Annotated in this window: 7 protein-coding genes; all 7 read right to left on the bottom strand. The window is 67.6% G+C overall.

All coding sequences use genetic code 11. The features are described from left to right. The 7 genes from ACTMS9_RS21740 to ACTMS9_RS21710 are packed head-to-tail and all read right to left on the bottom strand — an operon-like array spanning position 1 to position 18721. Complete coding sequence (locus ACTMS9_RS21740; RefSeq protein WP_441165833.1) at positions 1-2157, bottom strand: UvrD-helicase domain-containing protein; 2157 nt, start codon at positions 2155-2157, stop codon at positions 1-3. Positions 2158-2194: 37 nt separating this feature from the next. Beyond that, entirely contained in the window at positions 2195-3400 is a 1206-nt protein-coding gene (locus ACTMS9_RS21735; RefSeq protein ID WP_441165832.1) for an McrC family protein, read from the bottom strand. Continuing rightward, on the bottom strand, positions 3397-5238 hold the full coding sequence (locus tag ACTMS9_RS21730) for a DUF4357 domain-containing protein (protein WP_441165831.1): 1842 nt from the start codon (positions 5236-5238) through the stop codon (positions 3397-3399). The genes ACTMS9_RS21735 and ACTMS9_RS21730 overlap by 4 nt, the downstream gene beginning before the upstream one ends. Continuing rightward, positions 5238-9335, bottom strand: coding sequence for an Eco57I restriction-modification methylase domain-containing protein (locus tag ACTMS9_RS21725; protein WP_441165830.1), 4098 nt, complete (start codon positions 9333-9335; stop codon positions 5238-5240). Before ACTMS9_RS21725 ends, ACTMS9_RS21730 begins: the two co-directional genes overlap by 1 nt. After that, a complete protein-coding gene (locus ACTMS9_RS21720; RefSeq protein WP_441165829.1) occupies positions 9335-12286 on the bottom strand; it encodes a helicase-related protein in 2952 nt (983 codons plus the stop codon). Before ACTMS9_RS21720 ends, ACTMS9_RS21725 begins: the two co-directional genes overlap by 1 nt. A 52-nt stretch (positions 12287-12338) precedes the next feature. Further along, positions 12339-18584: a protein kinase domain-containing protein gene (locus ACTMS9_RS21715; protein ID WP_441165828.1), complete on the bottom strand. Its 6246-nt coding sequence runs from the start codon at positions 18582-18584 to the stop codon at positions 12339-12341. Further along, on the bottom strand, positions 18575-18721 hold the full coding sequence (locus ACTMS9_RS21710; RefSeq protein ID WP_441165827.1) for a hypothetical protein: 147 nt from the start codon (positions 18719-18721) through the stop codon (positions 18575-18577). The genes ACTMS9_RS21715 and ACTMS9_RS21710 overlap by 10 nt, the downstream gene beginning before the upstream one ends. Positions 18722-18766 lie beyond the last annotated feature (45 nt).

Raw genomic sequence — 18766 nt, 5'->3', positions numbered from 1 at the left:
TCACCTGGGCTGGCCCCCAGAGGCGAATGACAGAAACGGGCTGGGCGTCCCGCTCCACGACACGTGCAGGGCTTCCCGGGCGCGGGTGCTGGCGACGAAGAGCAGGCAGCGCTCTCGGAGCATGTCGCTGTCGTGCTGCAACTGATCGACCTCGCTCGGCGTGACCTCCTTCGCGAAGGGAACCGCCTTGGCCGTTGCCCCCACCACCGCGACGCACCGGAACTCCAGCCCCTTCATCGCGTGCATGGTGGCGAGCCGCACCCCGTCAACGTCCGCGCCGGGCTGGTCCCGCACCCGCACGGCAGGGATTCCTGCACCGGTCAGCTCGTCGTACACGCTGCTGAGGACTGTGTTGAACCGCGCGCAGACCGCGACCTCGCTCGGCTGGACGCCCTGTTCCAGCCACTCCCCCACCCGCTTGACGAGCGCCGCGACCTCGGCCTGGGCCGTCGGATACCCCACCGTCTGCGGCCGCTTCCCGTGCAGCAGCGACCGGTAGCCGGTGAGGCTGTCCTCGCCCTCACCTCCGAGGTCCTCGACCCGCGAGCCGACGAGCACGCCGGTGGACCAGGTGAGGATCTCCTCGGTGCTGCGGTAGTTGATGCGCAGCCGGCTGCTGCGGCCGGCGACGGAGACACCGAGGGCACCCAGCGACACCCGGGAGTCGTAGATTCGCTGGTGCGGGTCGCCGGTGATGAACATGTCGTCGGGGCCAGGCGACGCCGCGGCGCGCAGCACCCGCCACTGCGCGGGGTGGAGGTCTTGCGCCTCGTCGACCACCACGTGGTCGAACCCGTGGACGGTCAGGTCGGCGCCGTCGAGCAGTTGCGCCGCCCGCGCGCACACCTGCAGGTGCGTCATGGTGCCGGCCGCCGACAGCTCGGCCCAGAACATCTCGACCGCGTCCCACACCTGGTCGCGTTGCCGGCCGCCCAGTGCCAACCCTCTCCCCCGCCGGCTGGCCGCGCGGTACTCCTCCCGGCTCCGCACGTCCTGCGCGAGGAAGACGTGCCGGAACTCCTGGGCGAGGAACTGCTCGGTCCACGGCAGGTTCAGCCGCCGGCACACCCGCCGCCAGACCTGCCGCTCGTCCGCGTCCCCGATGGGTGCCGGCACCCGGCTGGCGAGGGTTCGCACGGTGCGGTTGGCGAAGGCGTTCACCGTGGTCACCTCCACCCGCGCCAACTGCTCCTCGTCGCCGAGGAGCAGCGCCAGGTTCTCCCGCAGGGTCGCGGCGAGGGCGTTGGTGTACGTGGTGAGCAGCACCCGGCTGTCGGCGGACCGCGAGAGCAGGTGCTTGACCCGGTGCAGGGCGACCACCGTCTTGCCCGTACCGGGTCCGCCGGTCACCTGCGCCGGCCCCTTGTACGACACCCGGTACGCGACGCGGCGCTGTGACGGGTGGAGGAACACCCGCCAGGCGGCGAACGGCTTGTCGAGGATCTCGGCCAGCTCGTCCGGCCGGGTCACCAGCGTGATGCGGTTCGTGGTGTTGGCGATCGCCGTCGCCAGGCTCTCGCTCGGCTCCGGGGTGGCGTCGGCCGGCCGGCGTTCGGCCACGAGGTCGCGGTACACCTCGTCGGCCGAGAAGCCCTCGGCGAGGTACTGCAGCACCTCGAACTGGTCCTCGGGCAGCAACGTGCCGAACGCTTCGAGCTGCGGCTTGTTGATGATCGTTCGCACCGCTCGCAGCACCTGGTCGTCGATGCCGAGGTCCCGCAGCACCGTGTCCGAATGGCGGGCGAAGAGCAGCGTCGGCGCGTCCGCCGCCGCTTTCTCCAGCGCCGGCGTGAGCTGCTCGATGGCGACCACGTTGCGCACCTCCAGCGCCCGCGTGGCCGTGTTCACGGTGTAGAGACGCTTCGCCGCCCAGGTGTACGCGCTGTCGTGCGGCACCACGCTCAGCAGGAGGAAGGTGTCGCTGCCGTCGTCCGGGGCCAGGACGACCCCGCGCCAGAAATCGTTGATCCGGATGGTCCGCATCCGGGGATCCCGGGCGTTGTTGACCGACTCCAGGTGCAGACCCTTGTCGGCGTGCAGCTCGGCGATGGTGAGCTGCTGAAACTTGTCCATCGCCTTGCGTACGCCGGCCTTGACCGGCTTCTCCAGGACGTCGTAGCTCTCCCAGAAGCTGTTGGCGAAGGCGAGCTGAGGCACGGCGGATCTCCTGAGGCGGGCGGTCAGTGACGGCGGATCAACAGGGTACGGCTGCGGTGAGCCGCTGCGCCAAAGCTCGTACCTCGGCGAGCAGCCCGGCAGGCGGCTGGTCGAGTTCGAGCGCATGCTGGTGGATGGTGATGCGAGCGTGCCGGACACGGTGGGCGGCGTGCGGAGCATTGCCCTTGGCGTAGACGAGATGGCCGTCCGGCAGGCCGAGCGCCGTACAGTAGGCGAGCATCTGGTAAAGGTCGGCGTCCGGGAAACCCTCGAGTTTCTCGGCCTTGTACTTGGCGTCTGCCACGGCGAGCGGGGTGCCGTCGTCGGCGTACCGGACGAAGTCGGGGATCATGCGGATCGCGTGACGTTCGTCGAGGTGATGGGTGGCCTGCAATACGCAGCGGCCGCCGCTGCCGGTGAAGGCATCGCGCAGGGCGACGGTGACGAAGTCCTCGAAGACCCTGGCCATGTCGAAGAGGAAGCCGCTCACGGTGACGTTACCGGGCCGGTGCTCGACGGAGGCCCCCCGTAGCACGAGTTCGGCCAGCCGCAAAGCCTTGTGGTAGCGCGCATTGAGCCGGCTAGGCCACCATGTGGGCAGCTCCTGCCTTCGGCCGATCGGGGTGATGTCGGCCAGCCGGACACGCAGCCGAAGCAGTGTGCCGCGTACGTCATCGGGAATGCCGCGGGGCAGCCGGCAGAGCCACTCGCAGGCGGTACGCAGAAGCTGGTTCTCGGCGATGTCAGCGGTGTACTCGTCGTGGATGATCTCCACTGGGATGAGGCTACCGTGATGTCTGCGGATCTGATCGGCCTCGCGGATGCGGCCACGAACGAGCAGGGACGTGTCCTCGGTAGTGCGATAGCCCTGGAGCAGTCCCTGACGCAGCGCGTGCTCCGCCTGTCGCTCGAAGAGACGGGCAAGTGCGGGCAGCAGCTCAGACTCCTCCTCCAGTTCTGCGTCCTCGTTCCGCCACCCTTTACTGTCGAGGCTGTAGCCGAGGAGGAACAGGAGCCTCGCGACAGGGACCTTGGGGACAATCCGCAGGGTGAACGGCCGGCCACCAGGCACGGTGACCGTCGCGACACCGACCTTTCCTCGGGCCTTCACCCGCCACCGCCCGGGAAGGTAGGGGTCGGGTGCCGCCTCGACAAGGCGCGATGTCACGAGGGCCCGGCCGACAGCGTCATCAAGACGGACCGAGAGCGCCGCGCCGTGCTCGGCGAGCTCGATGTCCGTCATGACGGGCCGTGTTCGTCCGCTACCGGAGACGGCGCGATAGCGGCGCGCAGCGATCGCAGTCCGTAGCGCCGCTCGACGTCCACGTCTTCCCCGTAGTGGTACTCCTCAAGGAGCGGCAGGATCTTGGTACGCCAGGTACGTTCGAGCCCACCGTCGCGGTAAACCCCCTTCTTCATCAGATACGAGGGCCCGACCCGAAAGTCGGGGTCGCCGATACGAGAGTTGAGCGCGTCAAGGAGTTCGGCGGGCTCGTCGTCACGTCCCTCACGCGTGAGCCAACGGCGCAGCAGCCCAATGGTCGGCTCGGTCCGGGGAGAGAGTTCGACGAAAGCGAAGCGACGGCGCATGGCGGCGTCCACCAGCGCGATGGAGCGGTCGGCGGTGTTCATGGTGCCGATGACGAACACGTTCGGCGGCAGCGCGAAGTCATCGCCCGAGTAGGTGAGCCGCACCGATTTGTTGCGATATTCCAACAGGAAGTACAGCTCGCCGAAGACCTTCGCAAGGTTGGCCCGGTTGATTTCGTCGATGATGAGAAAGTGCGGGACGTGCCGGTTACCCTCGCGTGACGCGAGGTCGGCGAGTTCCCGCAGCGGGCCCGCAGTGAGCCGGAAGGCGACCTCTCGGGTTGCCGGATCCTCCCGGGGGCGAAAGCCCTCGAAGAAGTCCTCGTACGCGTACGAGGGATGGAACTGCACCAGCTTGACCTGCTCGGGCCCGCCGCCGAGGAATTCGGCCAGCTTGAGCGCCAGATATGTCTTTCCGGTACCAGGCGGTCCGTACAGCACCAGCTGCCGCTCATCCCACAGCAGATCCCGCAGCTCGCGCAGCCAGTCCACATCATGTATTAGCAGCTCGTCCACTAGCTCAGAGGTCGGCTCGGGAAGCTCCAACTCCCGCCGCGCTGCCAGCGCGGCGATCTCTAGGCTCGGACCAGCAGCCTGGTCTTGCGCCTCGGCGGCCAATTCCTCGTTGCTGCGGCCAAGACCGCTAACCAGCGCCTGTATGGAGGTGAGATCGACGACGTCGTGCTGGATGGACAGCTTCTGCTGCAGTTCCTCAGGCAGCTCGTCGTAGGCGTACCCGATGCTCTGCCACTCAACTGGGCGCCGTAGGTTCGACGTGCCCCCCTCGGAGGCGACCTGTACGGCGTCGCCGGTGATCTCCCCGACGTACAGCCGCCCGTTGGAGATGGTGCAAATCGTGTCACCCAGCTTCATCCGGGATAGGAAGGCGTGGAACTCCTCGACCATCTGGACCTTCTGTCCGTAGGTCACTGTGGACTCGTAGTCGACCTCCAGGAAGCTCCGCAACTGCTCCTTGCTCACGCCCTGCTCCACGCTCGCACGCAGGCGGTTGGCCGGGATGCTCACCCATCCCTTGGGAAGCCACATGCGCTGGACCAGGTCCACGCCGAACACATTGGAGCCCCGAATCAGCCAGGTGCGTCTCGGCCCCCACCCCACCTGCTCCAGGAAGTCGCCCAGAGGCCGCCCATCGACGGTCTTCCACTCGAGCCATCCATTTGAGCTACGGCCAAGTAGGACGCAGGCGGCTTCCGAAGCGGAGTTGAAGGTGAGGTCCTTGGATGTCTCCAGATAGCCCGGCTCGGTGGTGGACTCCGCGATCAAATCGTCGGCGATCAGCCGCCGCCGAAGGACGTACGAGGACGACTTTCGCGTGGAGAACGATGGGACGATCTCGCGCCGTACCGGTGAACCGGCATACACCAAGAACCTCTGGCTGCCGTTGGTCCCCTGCTCGTCCAGCAGCCGTCCACGCGCCGCGGGGCCTCCAAACGGCAGCCGAAGCTGGAAATCGGGGTAGTCGTCTCGCATCAGGCTCCCTTGTCAACGGTCGGAGTGCCGACCGCAGAGCGCCCGGCAAGGTGGCGGGGGCCGTGGCCAGGGGGTGGCGTGAGGGTGGAGGTGTAGTTATCACCATCAATGAGGGAAGCGGTGAGGCCCACGCCAGCCGCAGCCATCCGATCGTACTCGGCGAGGATGATTTCCTTAGTCCGATACGTGCCGTACTTCGCCTGGTCTTTCCGCTTGACGATTGGGAATGTCTCCATGATGTAGTCCGCATCATCCCGCGAGATCCCGTAGAGGTGGAAGAACAAGGCATCCAACTCGGCGCGAATGACAAAGCGGCGGTCCTCGTCCCAGCGGAACGGCGCGCCGCCATCCCCGATATCCTGGGCGAAGGCCCTCATGTCGTGAGCGGTGTAAGCGAGTTCACGGACGCGATCTTCAATGAACCCGCGGTGGGTACCAAGGACGGTCGGATCAAGTACGGGCAACTGTTTGACATAGCCGAATCGCAGATGGAGGCCAGCGACTTTCTGACGCGCAACGTAGTCGAATACGAAGGCATTGAAAATAGCCACAAGGAGGTGCTTGTTCGGGGAGTGCACCACGGGCAACGTGTCACCTGCCGCTGCCCTCGGGATCATGGATGCAATGACAGTTCGTTCGTTTGTGGGGCTTGTAACATCACAGAACGCGGCAAGCCAACTCGCGTCACCGATCCGCTTGGACACCTCTACTGCGGATACCCAGGAGATTGGGATTGCCTGACGATCAGGATCGCCATGCCCACTCAGGCCGATATAGGCCGGCTGGTTTTGACGCACGGCCGCCGTGGCGCTCTTCACAACGTCAGCGGCCCGATGGTCGTACGCTCCGACCATCTTAGCCTCGTACAAAGGCAGGTACTGTTCGTTCTGAAGATGATAGGTGTTTCCTCGTTGAACTGCTCCGCGCCGCCGCAGGGATTCGCCATCCTCAAAGATTTCCGAGACGGAGTTCATCATGAACATTAGCTGCAATTTCACGTTCCACCGATTACTGTCACCGCCGCGACTGCCCGATTCGTTCACGAAGACAGGTACTCGACGGTAGATCCCGATCGTGATCTCGGCGTCGCGACGAGAACGAAAAACGGGGGACGTGCCGGTGTTGGGATTGAGGAGCGTGATCTCTTCGGGGGTAAGGGTAAAAACCTTGTTTGCGTCGTTCAACTCCGCCGCGTCCCGAAGGAAGAAGGCGAATTTAGCGGAACGCTCGCGGAGAGAGTGCCCGGTGAGTGAAAGGATGCAGAACTTCATGCTCGAGTGAACGGCGGGGAAGAGACCATTGCGGTTCTCGAAGTCGTAAAGAGCTGCAATTGAGGCGTTTCGCACGAGATCTTTGAAGTAGTGCTGATTGAAAGAATCAGTCGCAATTCCCGATGGTAGGATCTGACCGGAGCGACCCAATGACGCCGTCAGCGACCGCACGCTTTCTGCGAACAGCGAGTACGTGTTAAGGCGGCCGTAGGCGGTCAGCGGATACCGGTTTGACGAGTGCATAAAGTGCTTGAATCCGTCGTTCTTGCGCTTCTCGTCAGAGAACTTTATGAAGAGTTCGGGGTCCTCTACTTCAAGTTTCTTGATCATCCGATTTCGGGCCGTCATGTTGGTAGCCTCAGCGATAGAAGGCCGCCGGGTGGCGAAGAACTCCCGTGCGTCAACCTGTACCTGGTCCCACGGTGGGTTTCCGAGTAAACAGTGAAAGCCGCCCGCCCACCCCGTCGCCTGGTCGATACCGGCGCCGCTTTCCGCTACCTCGAAGATCTCGGGGAACTCCAGGTGCCAGTGGAAGAAGCTGTACTGCTCGCGCAGCCGGGTGATTTCATCGTGGGACTCTTGCGGAGCAGCCGAGGCGCGGGGGTCCTCCAAAGCGCGGAAGACACCGTGGGTGACGGCGGGCGGCGCATCCGGCGTCTTCTTCCACATGAACGCCGCACACCAGGCGTCGGCGACGTGCATTGCACGCACGTACTCGGCGGAACCCGCCCAGTCCCGATACGCGGACTCCTGCGTACGCACGTCACCGAGGTCGTCCGAGGGAGCCTCCATAACACGGCGCAGGCCATGCGCGAAGACGGTGTTGGCCACCTTTGCCCCGGCGTTCAGGTCGAAGAGTGTGCTTTGTCCCGCCCGCTCCTTGGCGTTTAGTTTCTCCAGGCCCTTGGCGAACGTCTTGTCGTCGCCCTCGATGGGCTTGAATGCCTCGTCGGGGATGCCGCGCTTGAGCAGCGCGGGCGTGGCCCCGATCAGCGCGTTCCCGTGCTTGATATGGGCGTCGAGAAAGCTCAGGGGCTTGCCCGGTTCCAGTGCCTCCAGCCACAGGGAGACCTTGGCGAGTTCCACCGCCATCAGGTTGAGGTCGACGCCGTAGATGCAGCGGGCGATGACCTCGTGCAGGGCATGCCGGACCGCGTCGAGGGTCGGTTCGGGGTTGCGTTCCCGGACGGCCGCGACACGCTTGGCGATCCGACGAGCTGCCGCCACCAGGAAATGGCCGGAGCCGCAGGCCGGGTCGCAGACCGTCAGCGACAGCAGCTCGGAGACGATGGCGTCGGACGGGTCGAGCTGCCTGGCGGCCGTGGCAGCCTGTTCGCCGCGCTTCACTGCGTCGTCGATCACCGGGTCGAGCGCCGAGTCCAGCAGGCATTCGATGAGTGAGGACGGGGTGTAGTAGGAACCGGTGGTCTTACGGGTGTTGCCGGCGAGTTCGACCAGCTCGAAGGTGCGGTCCACAGCGCTGTGCTTCGGCACCAGCTCCAGCAGAGACTCATAAATGGAGCCCAGCTCCTCCGCGTCCAGGTGTCGATAGTCGACTGACCGCCAGCGGCGGGTGCCGGTGTCGCGCACTTGGGACAGGTGGCGTACAGCGGTCAGCAGGTACTCGTTGGCCAGCGACAGTCCGTGCAGGGCATCCTTTTCGGTACGGCCGTTGTCGGCGGGGATGGTGCCGAGCTTGCCGTGGAAGATGCCGCCGAGGGCCGGCAGGCCCAACTCGGGGCGGCCGTTCACGTCGGCGAGTGCGTCCAGCACGACGCAGAGCGACTGATACAGGTCCGTGTGGGCACTCCCCCGGCGGCGGCGGGCGTGGGCACGTAGCCGGGCGGAGGAGAAGTATGCCTCGTACCGCTCGCGGGCCTCGTCGCTGGTGCCGGGCGGGTGCAGGACGTCCCGGTCCTCGGCGACGAAGAGGAACAACATGCGGTAGACCAGGCGCAGCAGGGCGTTGTGGAACGCCTGGACGTCGAAGTCCTCGCGGAGCCGGTTGTTGTCGGGGTGGCGGAGGAAGCCGGTGCCGAGGGTGGTGATCGCCTCCTGAACGCCCCGGCGCAGTTGCTCCAAGGCGCGGACGCCGGAGCTGATCGCCTCGGTGCGCCACTTCTCCAGCCAGCAGGTCGACGGGGCGGCGCCCTCGGCTACCTCGAAGCGGGAGACGTGCAGCAGCCGGTACAGCAGGACGAACTCGCTGAACAGCTCGCCGTCGAAGATCGCTTCCAGGTCGAACTCGACGTACGCGGCGGTGGCGAGCGCGCTGGAGTCGCGCAGCAGCCGGAGCTGGCGGCCGTTGGTGAGCACCCCCCACAGGTGGGCCTCGGAGCGGTTCAGGCACTCCTGCACCAGCGATTGCGGCGGAACCCCGCCGCCGGCCGGGCGCCTGTCGAGGGTGGCGTTCCATGCCGCGAGGTGGATCGGCACGTGCTGCCAGCGGTGGCTGATCGGGAAGGTCTTGCCGCCGTCGTCCGACAGGATGCCGGTCGCGCCGATCGGGGTGAGCCGGCCGAAGTCGAGCGCTTTGAACAGCGGTTCCAGCCACTGCGTGATGGCCAGGCCGGTCGGGTCAGCCGGGATGGCGGCCTCCGGGGCGATCGGGAGCGTGCCGCGCAGCTCCTTCCACGCCGACTTGAGCCACTCCCACTGGCGTTCGGCGTCGTCGCGCACCGAGCGGGCGCCGACCACCTGGTAGTCGGCGGGCTTGGCACCGCTCATGTCCTTGCCCTCGGCGATGCGGACGAGCATGTCGGCGGGGAGCAGGCCGCCGATCGTGTGGATGGCGGAGAAGACCTGGTTGCGGGCGGTGGCGGACATCAGGCGGTGCCTCCGGCGGTGGGGGCGGCGGTCGGGGCCGGCAGGTAAACGTAGGCGCCGAGGATGTCGGCGCGCTTCTGGGCGGTGACGGTCAGGCCACGGACGATCTCGCCGGAGGCGCTACGGACCCGCCGGTGTGAGGCGAGCAGCTCGGCGGCCAGCTCCTCGCCGTACGCGTCGAGGTGGTCGGTGGTCGCGGGTAGGTCCTGGAGGACGCGGCGCATGGTGCTTTCGCCGAATCCGGGGTCGGTGTTCGCGTCGGCGGTGGCGTCGAGCAGCGCCAGGGCGTCCTCGTGGGAGAGCCAGCGGGCGTTCGTCGGGGCGCCCTCGAAGGCGAGCAGCCGGGCGTCCTCGGCGACGAGCTGCCGGGTGCCGGTCCGCGACGGCAGGGTGAGGTGGAATCGGTAGCGGACCACCAGCAGGGTGGTGCGGCTGGTGACGGCCCGGGTGCGGATCACCCCGCAGCGGCGGGCCGGTCGGGAGCCGGACTCCTTGTCGTCGAGGGCGGCGTTGAGGACGTAGCCGGCGAGCGCCACCACCGCCGGGTCGGTGCGGACTAGGGCGGCCTCGCCGCGGTCGACGGCCGCCGTGGTGCGGAACGGCACCGGCCGGCCCCGCTCGACGATGTCGCCGCCGAGGGCTGGGGCGAGGGCGTCGCGTAGGCCGGCGGGGGTGCCGCCGAGTTCGGCGGTGAAGTCGCCGGATCCGTCCGGGCGGTCGCGCAGGACGCCGTCGAGGGCGTGCAGCGACCGGCGTACGAAGCCGCGGATCTCGCCGGCCCTGCCGAGGGTGTCGCGGACGGCGGCGACCTCGCGGGCGACCTCCTCGGGTCGGATGGCGTGCTGAGCGAACCGGGAGCGGGACGTCTTCTCCCGCTCGGCGGCGGACTGCCAGTCGGCGGCCAGGGCGGCGGCCTTCTTGTCGAGGCCGGTGAACTCGTCGATGTCGAAGAGGCTGCCCTGGTCGCCCCGGCGGACCTGCTGGCCGCGCAGCAGCACCCACTGCACGATCGCGTCGGTCACGCCGGCGGAGTCGGCGTCCGGGACAGAGACGGAGATGCCGAGGTCCTTACGGATCTGCCGGTGCTTCTTGATGAGGACGTCGAGGACCTTGCCGTCGATGCCGTTGTCGCTGCCCCAGAGGGTGATGACCCTGACCACGTCGCGTTTCTGGCCGTACCGGTCGACGCGGCCCTCACGCTGGTCGTGCCGGGTGGGGTTCCAGGCGAGGTCGTAGTGGACGACGGCGTCGAAGTGGTGTTGCAGGTTGACGCCCTCGGAGAGGCAGTCGGTGGCGACCAGCACCCGCCGGGCGGCGGGGTCGTCGCCAGCGTCATCGGCGAGCTTCTCGATGCGCTCGATGCGCTGCTGCGGGGAGAGCGTGCCGGTGACCGCGCGGACGATCGTCTTCTTGCCGAGCTTGCCGTCGAGGTGCTCGGCGACGTACTCGGCGGTGGGGATGTAGCGGCAGAAGACGATCGGGTGGTAGCCCTCCTTCAGCAGCGCCTTGAGGTGGGTGACCAGAGCGGCGAGCTTGCGGTCCTCGCTCGGGCCCTCCAGCTCGGCGGCCCGGTCGGCCAGTTCGGCCAGCCGCGCCCCGGCGTTATCCACCTCCGCGGCCTCGGCGCCGGGTGCCACGTCGAGCCCTTCCAGGGCGTCGGAGTCGGAGAAGTCGCTGGTCAGCGGGGCGCCGAGCCGGTCGGCTTCCTCGGCGGTGACGGCCGCAGCGGTCGCCGACCGGGTGCGCAGGGTCTGCGCGGCGGCGCGCGGCGAGGACACCAGGGAGCGCAGCAGGGCGATCGCGGACCACCAGGCGATCCGGGCCTCCCGCCGGCCGCGCTGGTCGGCTGCGGTGACCCGGTCGCTGGCGTACGCGATGGCGTCGTCGAGCAACGCCCGGTAGGCGGGGGTGAGCTTGTAGGTCTCGTCCTTGAAGTGCCGGTCAGTCGGGAACGACGTCTGCTCGGCGAGCGAGTCGTCGGCGAGCCCGTCCTCCCGGGTCAGATACTGGCGGACGTCGGCGCGCTTGCGGTGCACGAAGTGCGGGGCGAGCATCCGGCGGCCGGCGTCCGAGCCGAGGTCGACGCTGGCCAGTTCCGGCTTGAGTAGACCGAGCAGGTTGCGGAAGGCGCTCTCCTTGCCGCTGTGCGGCGTGGCCGTCACCAGCAGCAAATGCCGGTCGGCGTCAGCGGCGACGCGCTGGAGCAGTTCGTAGCGGAGCTGGTTTTGGGTGGTGGTCTTGTTGTCGTCGGCGGAGACGCAGGTGTGCGCCTCGTCGACGATGACCAGGTCCGGGCAGTGCCGGACGAAGTCGTCGCGATGCCGGGTCGACTTGATGTAGTCGGTGGAGACGATGACGTGCGGATGCCGATCGAACAGCGACTGGCCCAGGTCCAGCCCGCGTTCCAGCCGGGAGACGGTGGAGGCAAGGACCAGCTCGGCGTCGATGCCGAACTTGGTGCGCAGCTCGCCCTGCCACTGCTCTGCGAGAGCCGGGGAGCAGAGCACGGCGAGCCCGCGGGCGCTGCCCTGGGCGAGCAGCTCGCTGGCGATCAGACCGGCCTCGACGGTCTTGCCGATGCCGACGTCGTCGGAGATCAAGATGCGGGTGGTCTTCTGCCGCAGCGCCATCATCAGCGGTACGAACTGGTAGGCCCGCGGCTCGACGGCGATGCCGCCGAGGGACCGGAACGGCCCGGCGCCGGAGCGAAAGCCGATCCGCAGCGCCGAGCGGAGCAGGCCCGCCGCCTGGGCGTCGCCGAGGTCTCCAGGCGACGGGGCCGCGAACTGGGCGCTCGTGACGCTCTCGAAGGCGGGGAATACGGCCGCGATGTCGTCGTCCGCGCCGCCGAGCGGCCGCAGGACAAGCATGTCGGGGGCGCTCTCGGGCAGTACGACCCAGTCGCGGCCCCGGGCGGAGACCAGCGATCCGGCACTGAACGAGGTGGTCATGAGGAGTCCTTGGGCGTCATGGTGTCTTCTGTCGTAGAGGGTCGGGCGGAGGTCACGCGCTGGCGCTGGTGCCGAAGCAGTAGCGGTGCTCGTCGACGATGGCCGACCAGTCGGCGTCGTGCGGGAAGCGGACCACGTCCCAGCCCGCGTCGCGCAGCCGCTCCTCGGCGTCGCGGTCGCGCTCGGCGACCGCCTCGTGTTCGTGGACGGGGCCGTCGACGAAGACCGCGACGGTGGCACCGGGCAGCCGGTAGACGTAGTCGGGCCGGGCCAGCGCCTCGGTGACGAGGGTCTGCGCCTCGTCGGGCAGCCGCAGCCCCCGCCCCTTGAGCCAGGTGATGAGCTTTGCCTCCAGCGCGGTGTCCGACTGTGCGGTCAGCCGCTGGAGCTGCTCGGTGCGGGACTCGCCCTGGCCGGTGGTGGTGGCCCGGGCGGCGGCGAAGTGCAGCAGCAGGTCCCGCACGGTGTGCCGGTCGATGAACCGGTGGTTGAGCTGGTTGCCGTAGGTGAGCAGGCACTCGTAGCAGCCCATCGCGCAGGGCCGGTCCTTGGCCGGGCCGCCTAGGTCGGTGCCGTCGGGCGCGAAGTGGCAGATGGCCAGCGCCTCGGCGGCGGCCCGGGCGAGGGCGTGCGGGTCCGACTGCATCAGGCGCAGAACGCCGGCACCGCCCTCGGCCGCCTCGGTGAAGAGCATCCGCTCGCGCGGCCCCTCGTCCGGCGGCAGGAGTTCGGTGGTCAGCTCCGAGTCCTCCAGCTCGAAGGCCGCCTCGATGCCGCGTTCCAGCGCATACATCAGCGAGAGCGCGACCGGCTCATCCAGCGGCTCATCGAGCTTCAGGACCAGGATGTTGCGGCGGTCCTCGACGTACGGAATGACCTTCTTCTTGCGGCGCTTCTCGTTGCCGTCGGCGTCGACGACCGGCATCTCGCTGGAATCGCCGGACGCCTCGCCGGCGTCGCGTTCGTTCATCCAGCGGCCGTCGGCCGGGTCGAGCCAGAAGCCGTCCGGCTCGTTCTCCTTCGAGCGCACCCGTCCGACATTGGTGATACGGACCGTGGCCGAGTCGCCGTAGGACAAGGTGGCGAGTTTGCCATCGGCATCAGAAACGATGGCATCCTGGCGGCCCGGACGTGCGCCATGGTCTTGAAAGCGGTAGGAGGTCACGAGTCGGAAGCCCGCCCTGCGACGCTCCTCCTCGTCGGAGGAGATGCGCTCTCGCCGCTTGGTGTAGACGGTGTGCAGATGGAGCAATCCCGTGGTCTTCTCACCCAGCGGCTCGTCGCACATCTGGCAGCGGTCGGCGCCCTCCTTGATGTCGTGGTGATAGCCGCAGCAGCTGCATCTCCGGGCCTCACCGGTCACGACGTCCCCCGCCGCGTCTGGCGGCAGCTGGATGCGGGTGACCTGGTAGCGGGCTCCCTCGTGATAGATCAGGGCCCCGGGCCCGAACTCGCGGATGGCCAGGAAGCGGGGACGCTGGAGATAGTCGCCGTCGCCGAACCTGCGGCCCGTCGTAGGGACGTAGGCGGCGAGCGGCAGCCGCGGGAACGAGTACCCAGGCAGGAAGCCCTCGCTGGCGAGGTAGCGGTACGGGTTGAAGTCAGACAGGACCGACTTGCTCTCCACGCTCTCGTTCTTCAGCAGGTTGAGCTGCGTCTCGGCCTCCTTGCGGCGGCCCACGGCGATCCGGCGGTCGCGCTCGGAGAGCGTGTGGTCCAGGACTCGGCGGTTCTGCTCGGCCTGGTCGACCAGCGCCGCCCTGAACAGGTCCCGCCAGCGGTCGAGCGCCCGGTCAAACCTCTCCGGCGTGGTGCGGACACTGTCCTCGATCCACTGGTCGTCCCACCACGTCGAGTCCTCGAAGTCCGGCAGGAGCCCCGCGAAGACCTTGCGGGCGGCCGCGGCAGCTCTCTCTTGCGCGCTGGAGTCGCGCAGCGCCGCAACGATGTGGTCATGCAGAGCGAGGGCAGGATCCGGCCGTCGAGTCTCCTCGATGTAGCTGATGTCAACGGTCTCGGGTATGGCCCGGCCCAGCTTGAGCCCAGCCTCGGCCAGCCAGATGGCGTCGACATGGGAACGGACCAGGTCCTCGTTGGCCAGGTCCAGCCGCGGCGGGGCAACCGCTCCGGCCACCATCCGCTCAGAGCGCCGGAAGTAATACTGGTCGTGGCTGTTGCCGGTCGCGCAGTATGTGGTCACCAGCGCGGGCTGTCCCGACCGGCCGGCCCGCCCGCTGCGCTGAGCGTAGTTGGCTGGGGTGGGCGGGACATTGCGCATCATGACGGCGTTGAGCTCCGAGATGTCCACGCCCAGCTCCATCGTGGGCGAGCAGTAGAGCAACCTCAACTCCGCCTTGCGGAAGGCTTCTTCCCGCCTCTCCCGCTCGGCCGGATCGACCTGGGCGGTGTGCTCACGGGCGGCTAGGCCGGCGAGAGTTCCGGCCGCGCTTTGGTAAAGGTCCCGGAAGAAGGTGTTGACACGAGGACCGTCGCCGCTGGCATAGGTGCGCGTCAAGGGATCGTGGCTGCCGGTCTCGCCGGACCCGGCTCGCCAGATTAGAGAGGCGGCGGAAACCCGGTAGCCAATGACCGTCGGGCCGGCGGGACGCCGGAACCGGCCGGCACTCTGCGGCGCCGCCGAGACCTCCGTGACCAGGCCGGCACCCCTGAGCACCTTGAGCAGGTCAACGATGATCTCTTGAGCGTCACTGAATGACAGATCCGCGAAGTGCACTCGGCGCAGGTACTTGCCGACCTTCCCCCGCCCGGACAGGAACAGGCCGGAACGATCCAGGCCGGGCTTCGATGGCTGGGGGTAGGCGGTGCCGACCTTCGGGCGGTCGCCCGCGGAGAGCACCCAGGGGTCAATGAGACGCTCCTCGCTCGCGCGCTGGAGCATGTCAAAGTCGTCCCGGAAGTACTGGACATCGATGGCCAGAGCACGGCGCATCTCGTTGAGCAGTGCCCGCATGATTTCGGCCCGCTGGCCGGCCTCCGCGTCGCGCAGCTTCTCGTGAGTCTTGGACCAGCGATCCTGCTTCTCGGCGAGCCAGGTCAGGTCCTGGTAGTCGATCTCCAGCAGACCGGTCTGCTCCAGGTTGGGCATGGTGATGCGCCAACCGCGTTCGAGGTCCAGGTAAAGCCGGAACGCGACGACATCGCGGAGGGTCTTGGCTGCGGCGCTCGCCATGGACGGAGGCAGGTCCGCCTCACGGGCATAGTCCGCCAGCGTGAGGCCCAACGCGGTGGTGACCCGGGAGGCCAACTCCTCGTGGTTGATGCCCTCCTTGCCGGCCTCAAGAGCCGCCTGGTACAGCGCGCCGCGCAGCTGCGTGATCTGCACGAAGTCGTTGAAGTGACCCGCCTGAAGGGCAGCGTCCTGCCGGTTGTCGACGAAGGTGAGGAGCTTGCGCGCCTTCTTGCTGAGCGCTTCGGCAGGCGCCTGCATGAGGGAGCGGACGATGGACGCGGAAACCAGCGAGGTCGCTGAGGACCGCCCCTCCTGGTCAAGAGTCGCCAGCTTCGCGAAGTCCTTGCCCCTGGTCTGCTCGTAGCTGACCCCGCAGTGCGCGCAGAAAAGGAACGGCGACGGTATGAAAGCTGCCTTGAGCTCACCTCGCCCCTCATAGCCGTAGGCGTCGACCGTGACAGCCCTAGGCAGCCGATCGCGATAGTTGCTGCGGACGACCTCTTGGCCACTGTCGTCAGCCTCGAGCCACGACTCGGGCAGGCGGCGGGCGTCGATGGCCTGTGCTGTGTCCGTCGGCCAGGGCCGGTCCGAGTCGATGTACAGGTAGCCGTCCCCGGCGCGACCGCCGGTGGCGAAGGTGTCTCGGCGCGGCTCATACACGGCGCTGCCGTTTTTCTCGGTGCGCCACACCGTCAGGTACTCCTGGCCGCACTCCCGGCAGAAGGCCAGCGGCAGCAGGATCTTGCCGTCTGAGCCCGGCAGGACGAGTTGGTACTCGCGCGTCAGGTGACGAGTCAGCTCATCTTCGAGCGTCACGTAGACCGTGTCGCCCTTGGAGAGGAACTGGTGCAGCCGGAACGCGAACAGCGGACGCTCGGTGACCGGATGCCTGGCCTCCGAACCGGCCTTCAGCGTGCTACGGATCGCCTGTGCGCACTCGGCCACGGTCAATCCGCTGTCCGCCGCAAGCTCGACGGCTGCTTCCTCGATCTTCGCCGGCTTCTGCCGTACGAGGCGGCCGGTCGGGTCGGTGGCAAGACCGAAGCGGGTCTCGATCCAGCGGGCGAGCGGGTCCTTCACCAGGTCGGCGTAGGCGCGGGGAGCGCCGGGCACCCGAAGCCTTTCAATCGGCACGGTGTCAGATGCCTCGGCGGTCGCGCGGACGAGCGTCTCACCGATGATGTTCTCCGGGCTCACCTCCGTGCCGAAGAGCGTGGTCGCGACCCGGGCGACGACCTTTCGCTGGTCCTCGGCCGTGCCTTCGCTGGAAATGGTGGCGGAGGTGCCGATGCACTGCAGCTGGTCCGCCTTGCACGCCTCCCGCACGCGGCGGATGAGCAGGGCGACATCGGCTCCCTGCCGGCCGCGGTAGGTGTGCAGCTCGTCGAAGACCAGGAACTCCAGGCCATTCGCCATCTTGATGAGAGAGCGCCGGTCGTCCGGACGGGTGAGCATCAGCTCCAGCATCACGTAGTTGGTGAGCAGGATGTCCGGCGGGTTGTCGCGGATCTCCTTGCGCCGCTCGTCGCTCTCCTGACCGGTGTAGCGGGCGTACGTGACCGGCTCCCGGCCAGGGCCGTAGCCATCACGGAGGTACTTGTCGAGCTCCTTGAGCTGGCTGTTGGCCAGCGCGTTCATCGGATAGACGATGATCGCGCGGACCCGCTTGGCTGCCTTCGGGCCCTCCTGCTCGCGCTCTCTCAGCACCTTGTCGACGATTGGGACGATGTACGACAGCGACTTGCCCGAGCCGGTGCCGGTGGTGAGGACGTAGGAGGCACCGGACTTCGCGGTATCGATCGCCTCGCGCTGGTGGCGGTGAAGCGTGAGCGAGCGGCCATCGCAGGCCGTGCCACCCTCGGTCTTTCCGGCCTGGAAGATGCGTGCGCACTCAGGGTGCAGCACACCTTCGCTCGCGAGTTCCAGCACGCTGCCCCCGGAGGCGAAGAACGGGTTCAGCGACAACCAGGGGTCCGGCCACTGGGACTTGGCATCCAGGTCGTCTTCGACGAAGGCCGCGATCCGGTCATCACGAATGATCGTGCCGCCCTCGGTGAACGACCGATAGTCCTTGATGAGCTGCTGGTGCACGCCGAAGACATCCATGCCGGCTCCGGCCAACCGGGGCTCCGGGGTCACGACGTCATCCAGCGCCGCTTTCGACACGCCGCCGAGCGTGGGCGGGGCCTTGAAGTGCCGTACCGGGTTGAACTCGTCCCAGCCCGGAACCTTGTCCTCGCCTGTTACGAACGGCAGCAGAGCGTCGCGGACTGCGACGGCATCCTCGGGTCGCTCTGCCGGGTCCTTGGCAAGCAAGCGGTCGATGAGCCGCGCCATGTCCTCCGGGACATCCGAACGCAGCAACCGCACGGGAGGCGCCAGTTCAGTCAAATGTTTCTGCCCGACCTCATGTGCCGACTCGCTGAGGAAGGGCGGAACGCCGGTGAGAAGCTCGAACAGCACACAGCCGAGGGCATAGAGGTCTGCTGCCTGGGTGACCGTCGCGGCGCGGAACTGCTCGGGCGCCATGTAGCGGGCAGTGCCAACGGTGGCACCGGTACTCGTAAGCTTGCCGCCCTCGATGTCGTCGACGATCCGTCCCATACCGAAATCGAGGACCTTGACTACTCCCCCGCGCAGCAGCATCACGTTCGAGGGCTTGAGATCCCGGTGGATGACACCCGCGGTGTGCGCTGCAAACAGTCCGTCCGCAATCTGCGCTCCCAGCGCCGCAACCCAGGCGATGGGCAGCTGCGCATACTCTGCCACGAGGTCGCGAAGGGTTTCCCCGTCGAGATACTCCATGGCGATGTAGGGCGCGCCGCTGTCGTCCACCCCGCCGGCGATGGACCGGGGGAGGTTGGGGTGGCTGAGCTTGCGCATGATCCGCATCTCGCGATCGAAGCGCTGCACAGCCTTCCCATCGGCAGTCGTGTCGATGATCGCTCCGGAGCGGCTACGGAGAATGCGCTTCACCGCGACGACGCGGTCCTTGGAGTCTTCGGCCGCCTGCAGATCCTCGGCGCGGTGAACCTCGCCCATGTTGCCCCTGCCAATGGCGCCCAGCAGGCGGAACCGGTTCGTTACCCAGTCCAGGTTCACAGACACTTCAGCATCCTCAGCTCGTCACGCATCGCAGGCACCGCGACCTCCATGGGCTGCGTTGAGGCGCACAACCCGGTGGTCAGCAGGGTGATCTTGCCGTACTCACCCTGCTGGTCATCACCGGACACCAGGTCAGCCACCTGCCGAGCGAAGCTGGCGAGCGCATGGTGTGTGGTACTCACCTG

It is taken from the genome of Micromonospora sp. L31, from assembly GCF_052068075.1.
Classification (GTDB): domain Bacteria; phylum Actinomycetota; class Actinomycetes; order Mycobacteriales; family Micromonosporaceae; genus Micromonospora; species Micromonospora purpureochromogenes.
This window is presented reverse-complemented; position numbering and strand designations above follow the sequence as displayed.

Coding starts and splice junctions, on each gene's coding strand:
- ACTMS9_RS21735 (WP_441165832.1), bottom strand. CDS start 3,400: ATGACGGACATCGAGCTCGCCGAGCACGGCGCGGCGCTCTCGGTCCGT.
- ACTMS9_RS21730 (WP_441165831.1), bottom strand. CDS start 5,238: ATGCGAGACGACTACCCCGATTTCCAGCTTCGGCTGCCGTTTGGAGGC.
- ACTMS9_RS21720 (WP_441165829.1), bottom strand. CDS start 12,286: ATGACCACCTCGTTCAGTGCCGGATCGCTGGTCTCCGCCCGGGGCCGC.
- ACTMS9_RS21725 (WP_441165830.1), bottom strand. CDS start 9,335: ATGTCCGCCACCGCCCGCAACCAGGTCTTCTCCGCCATCCACACGATC.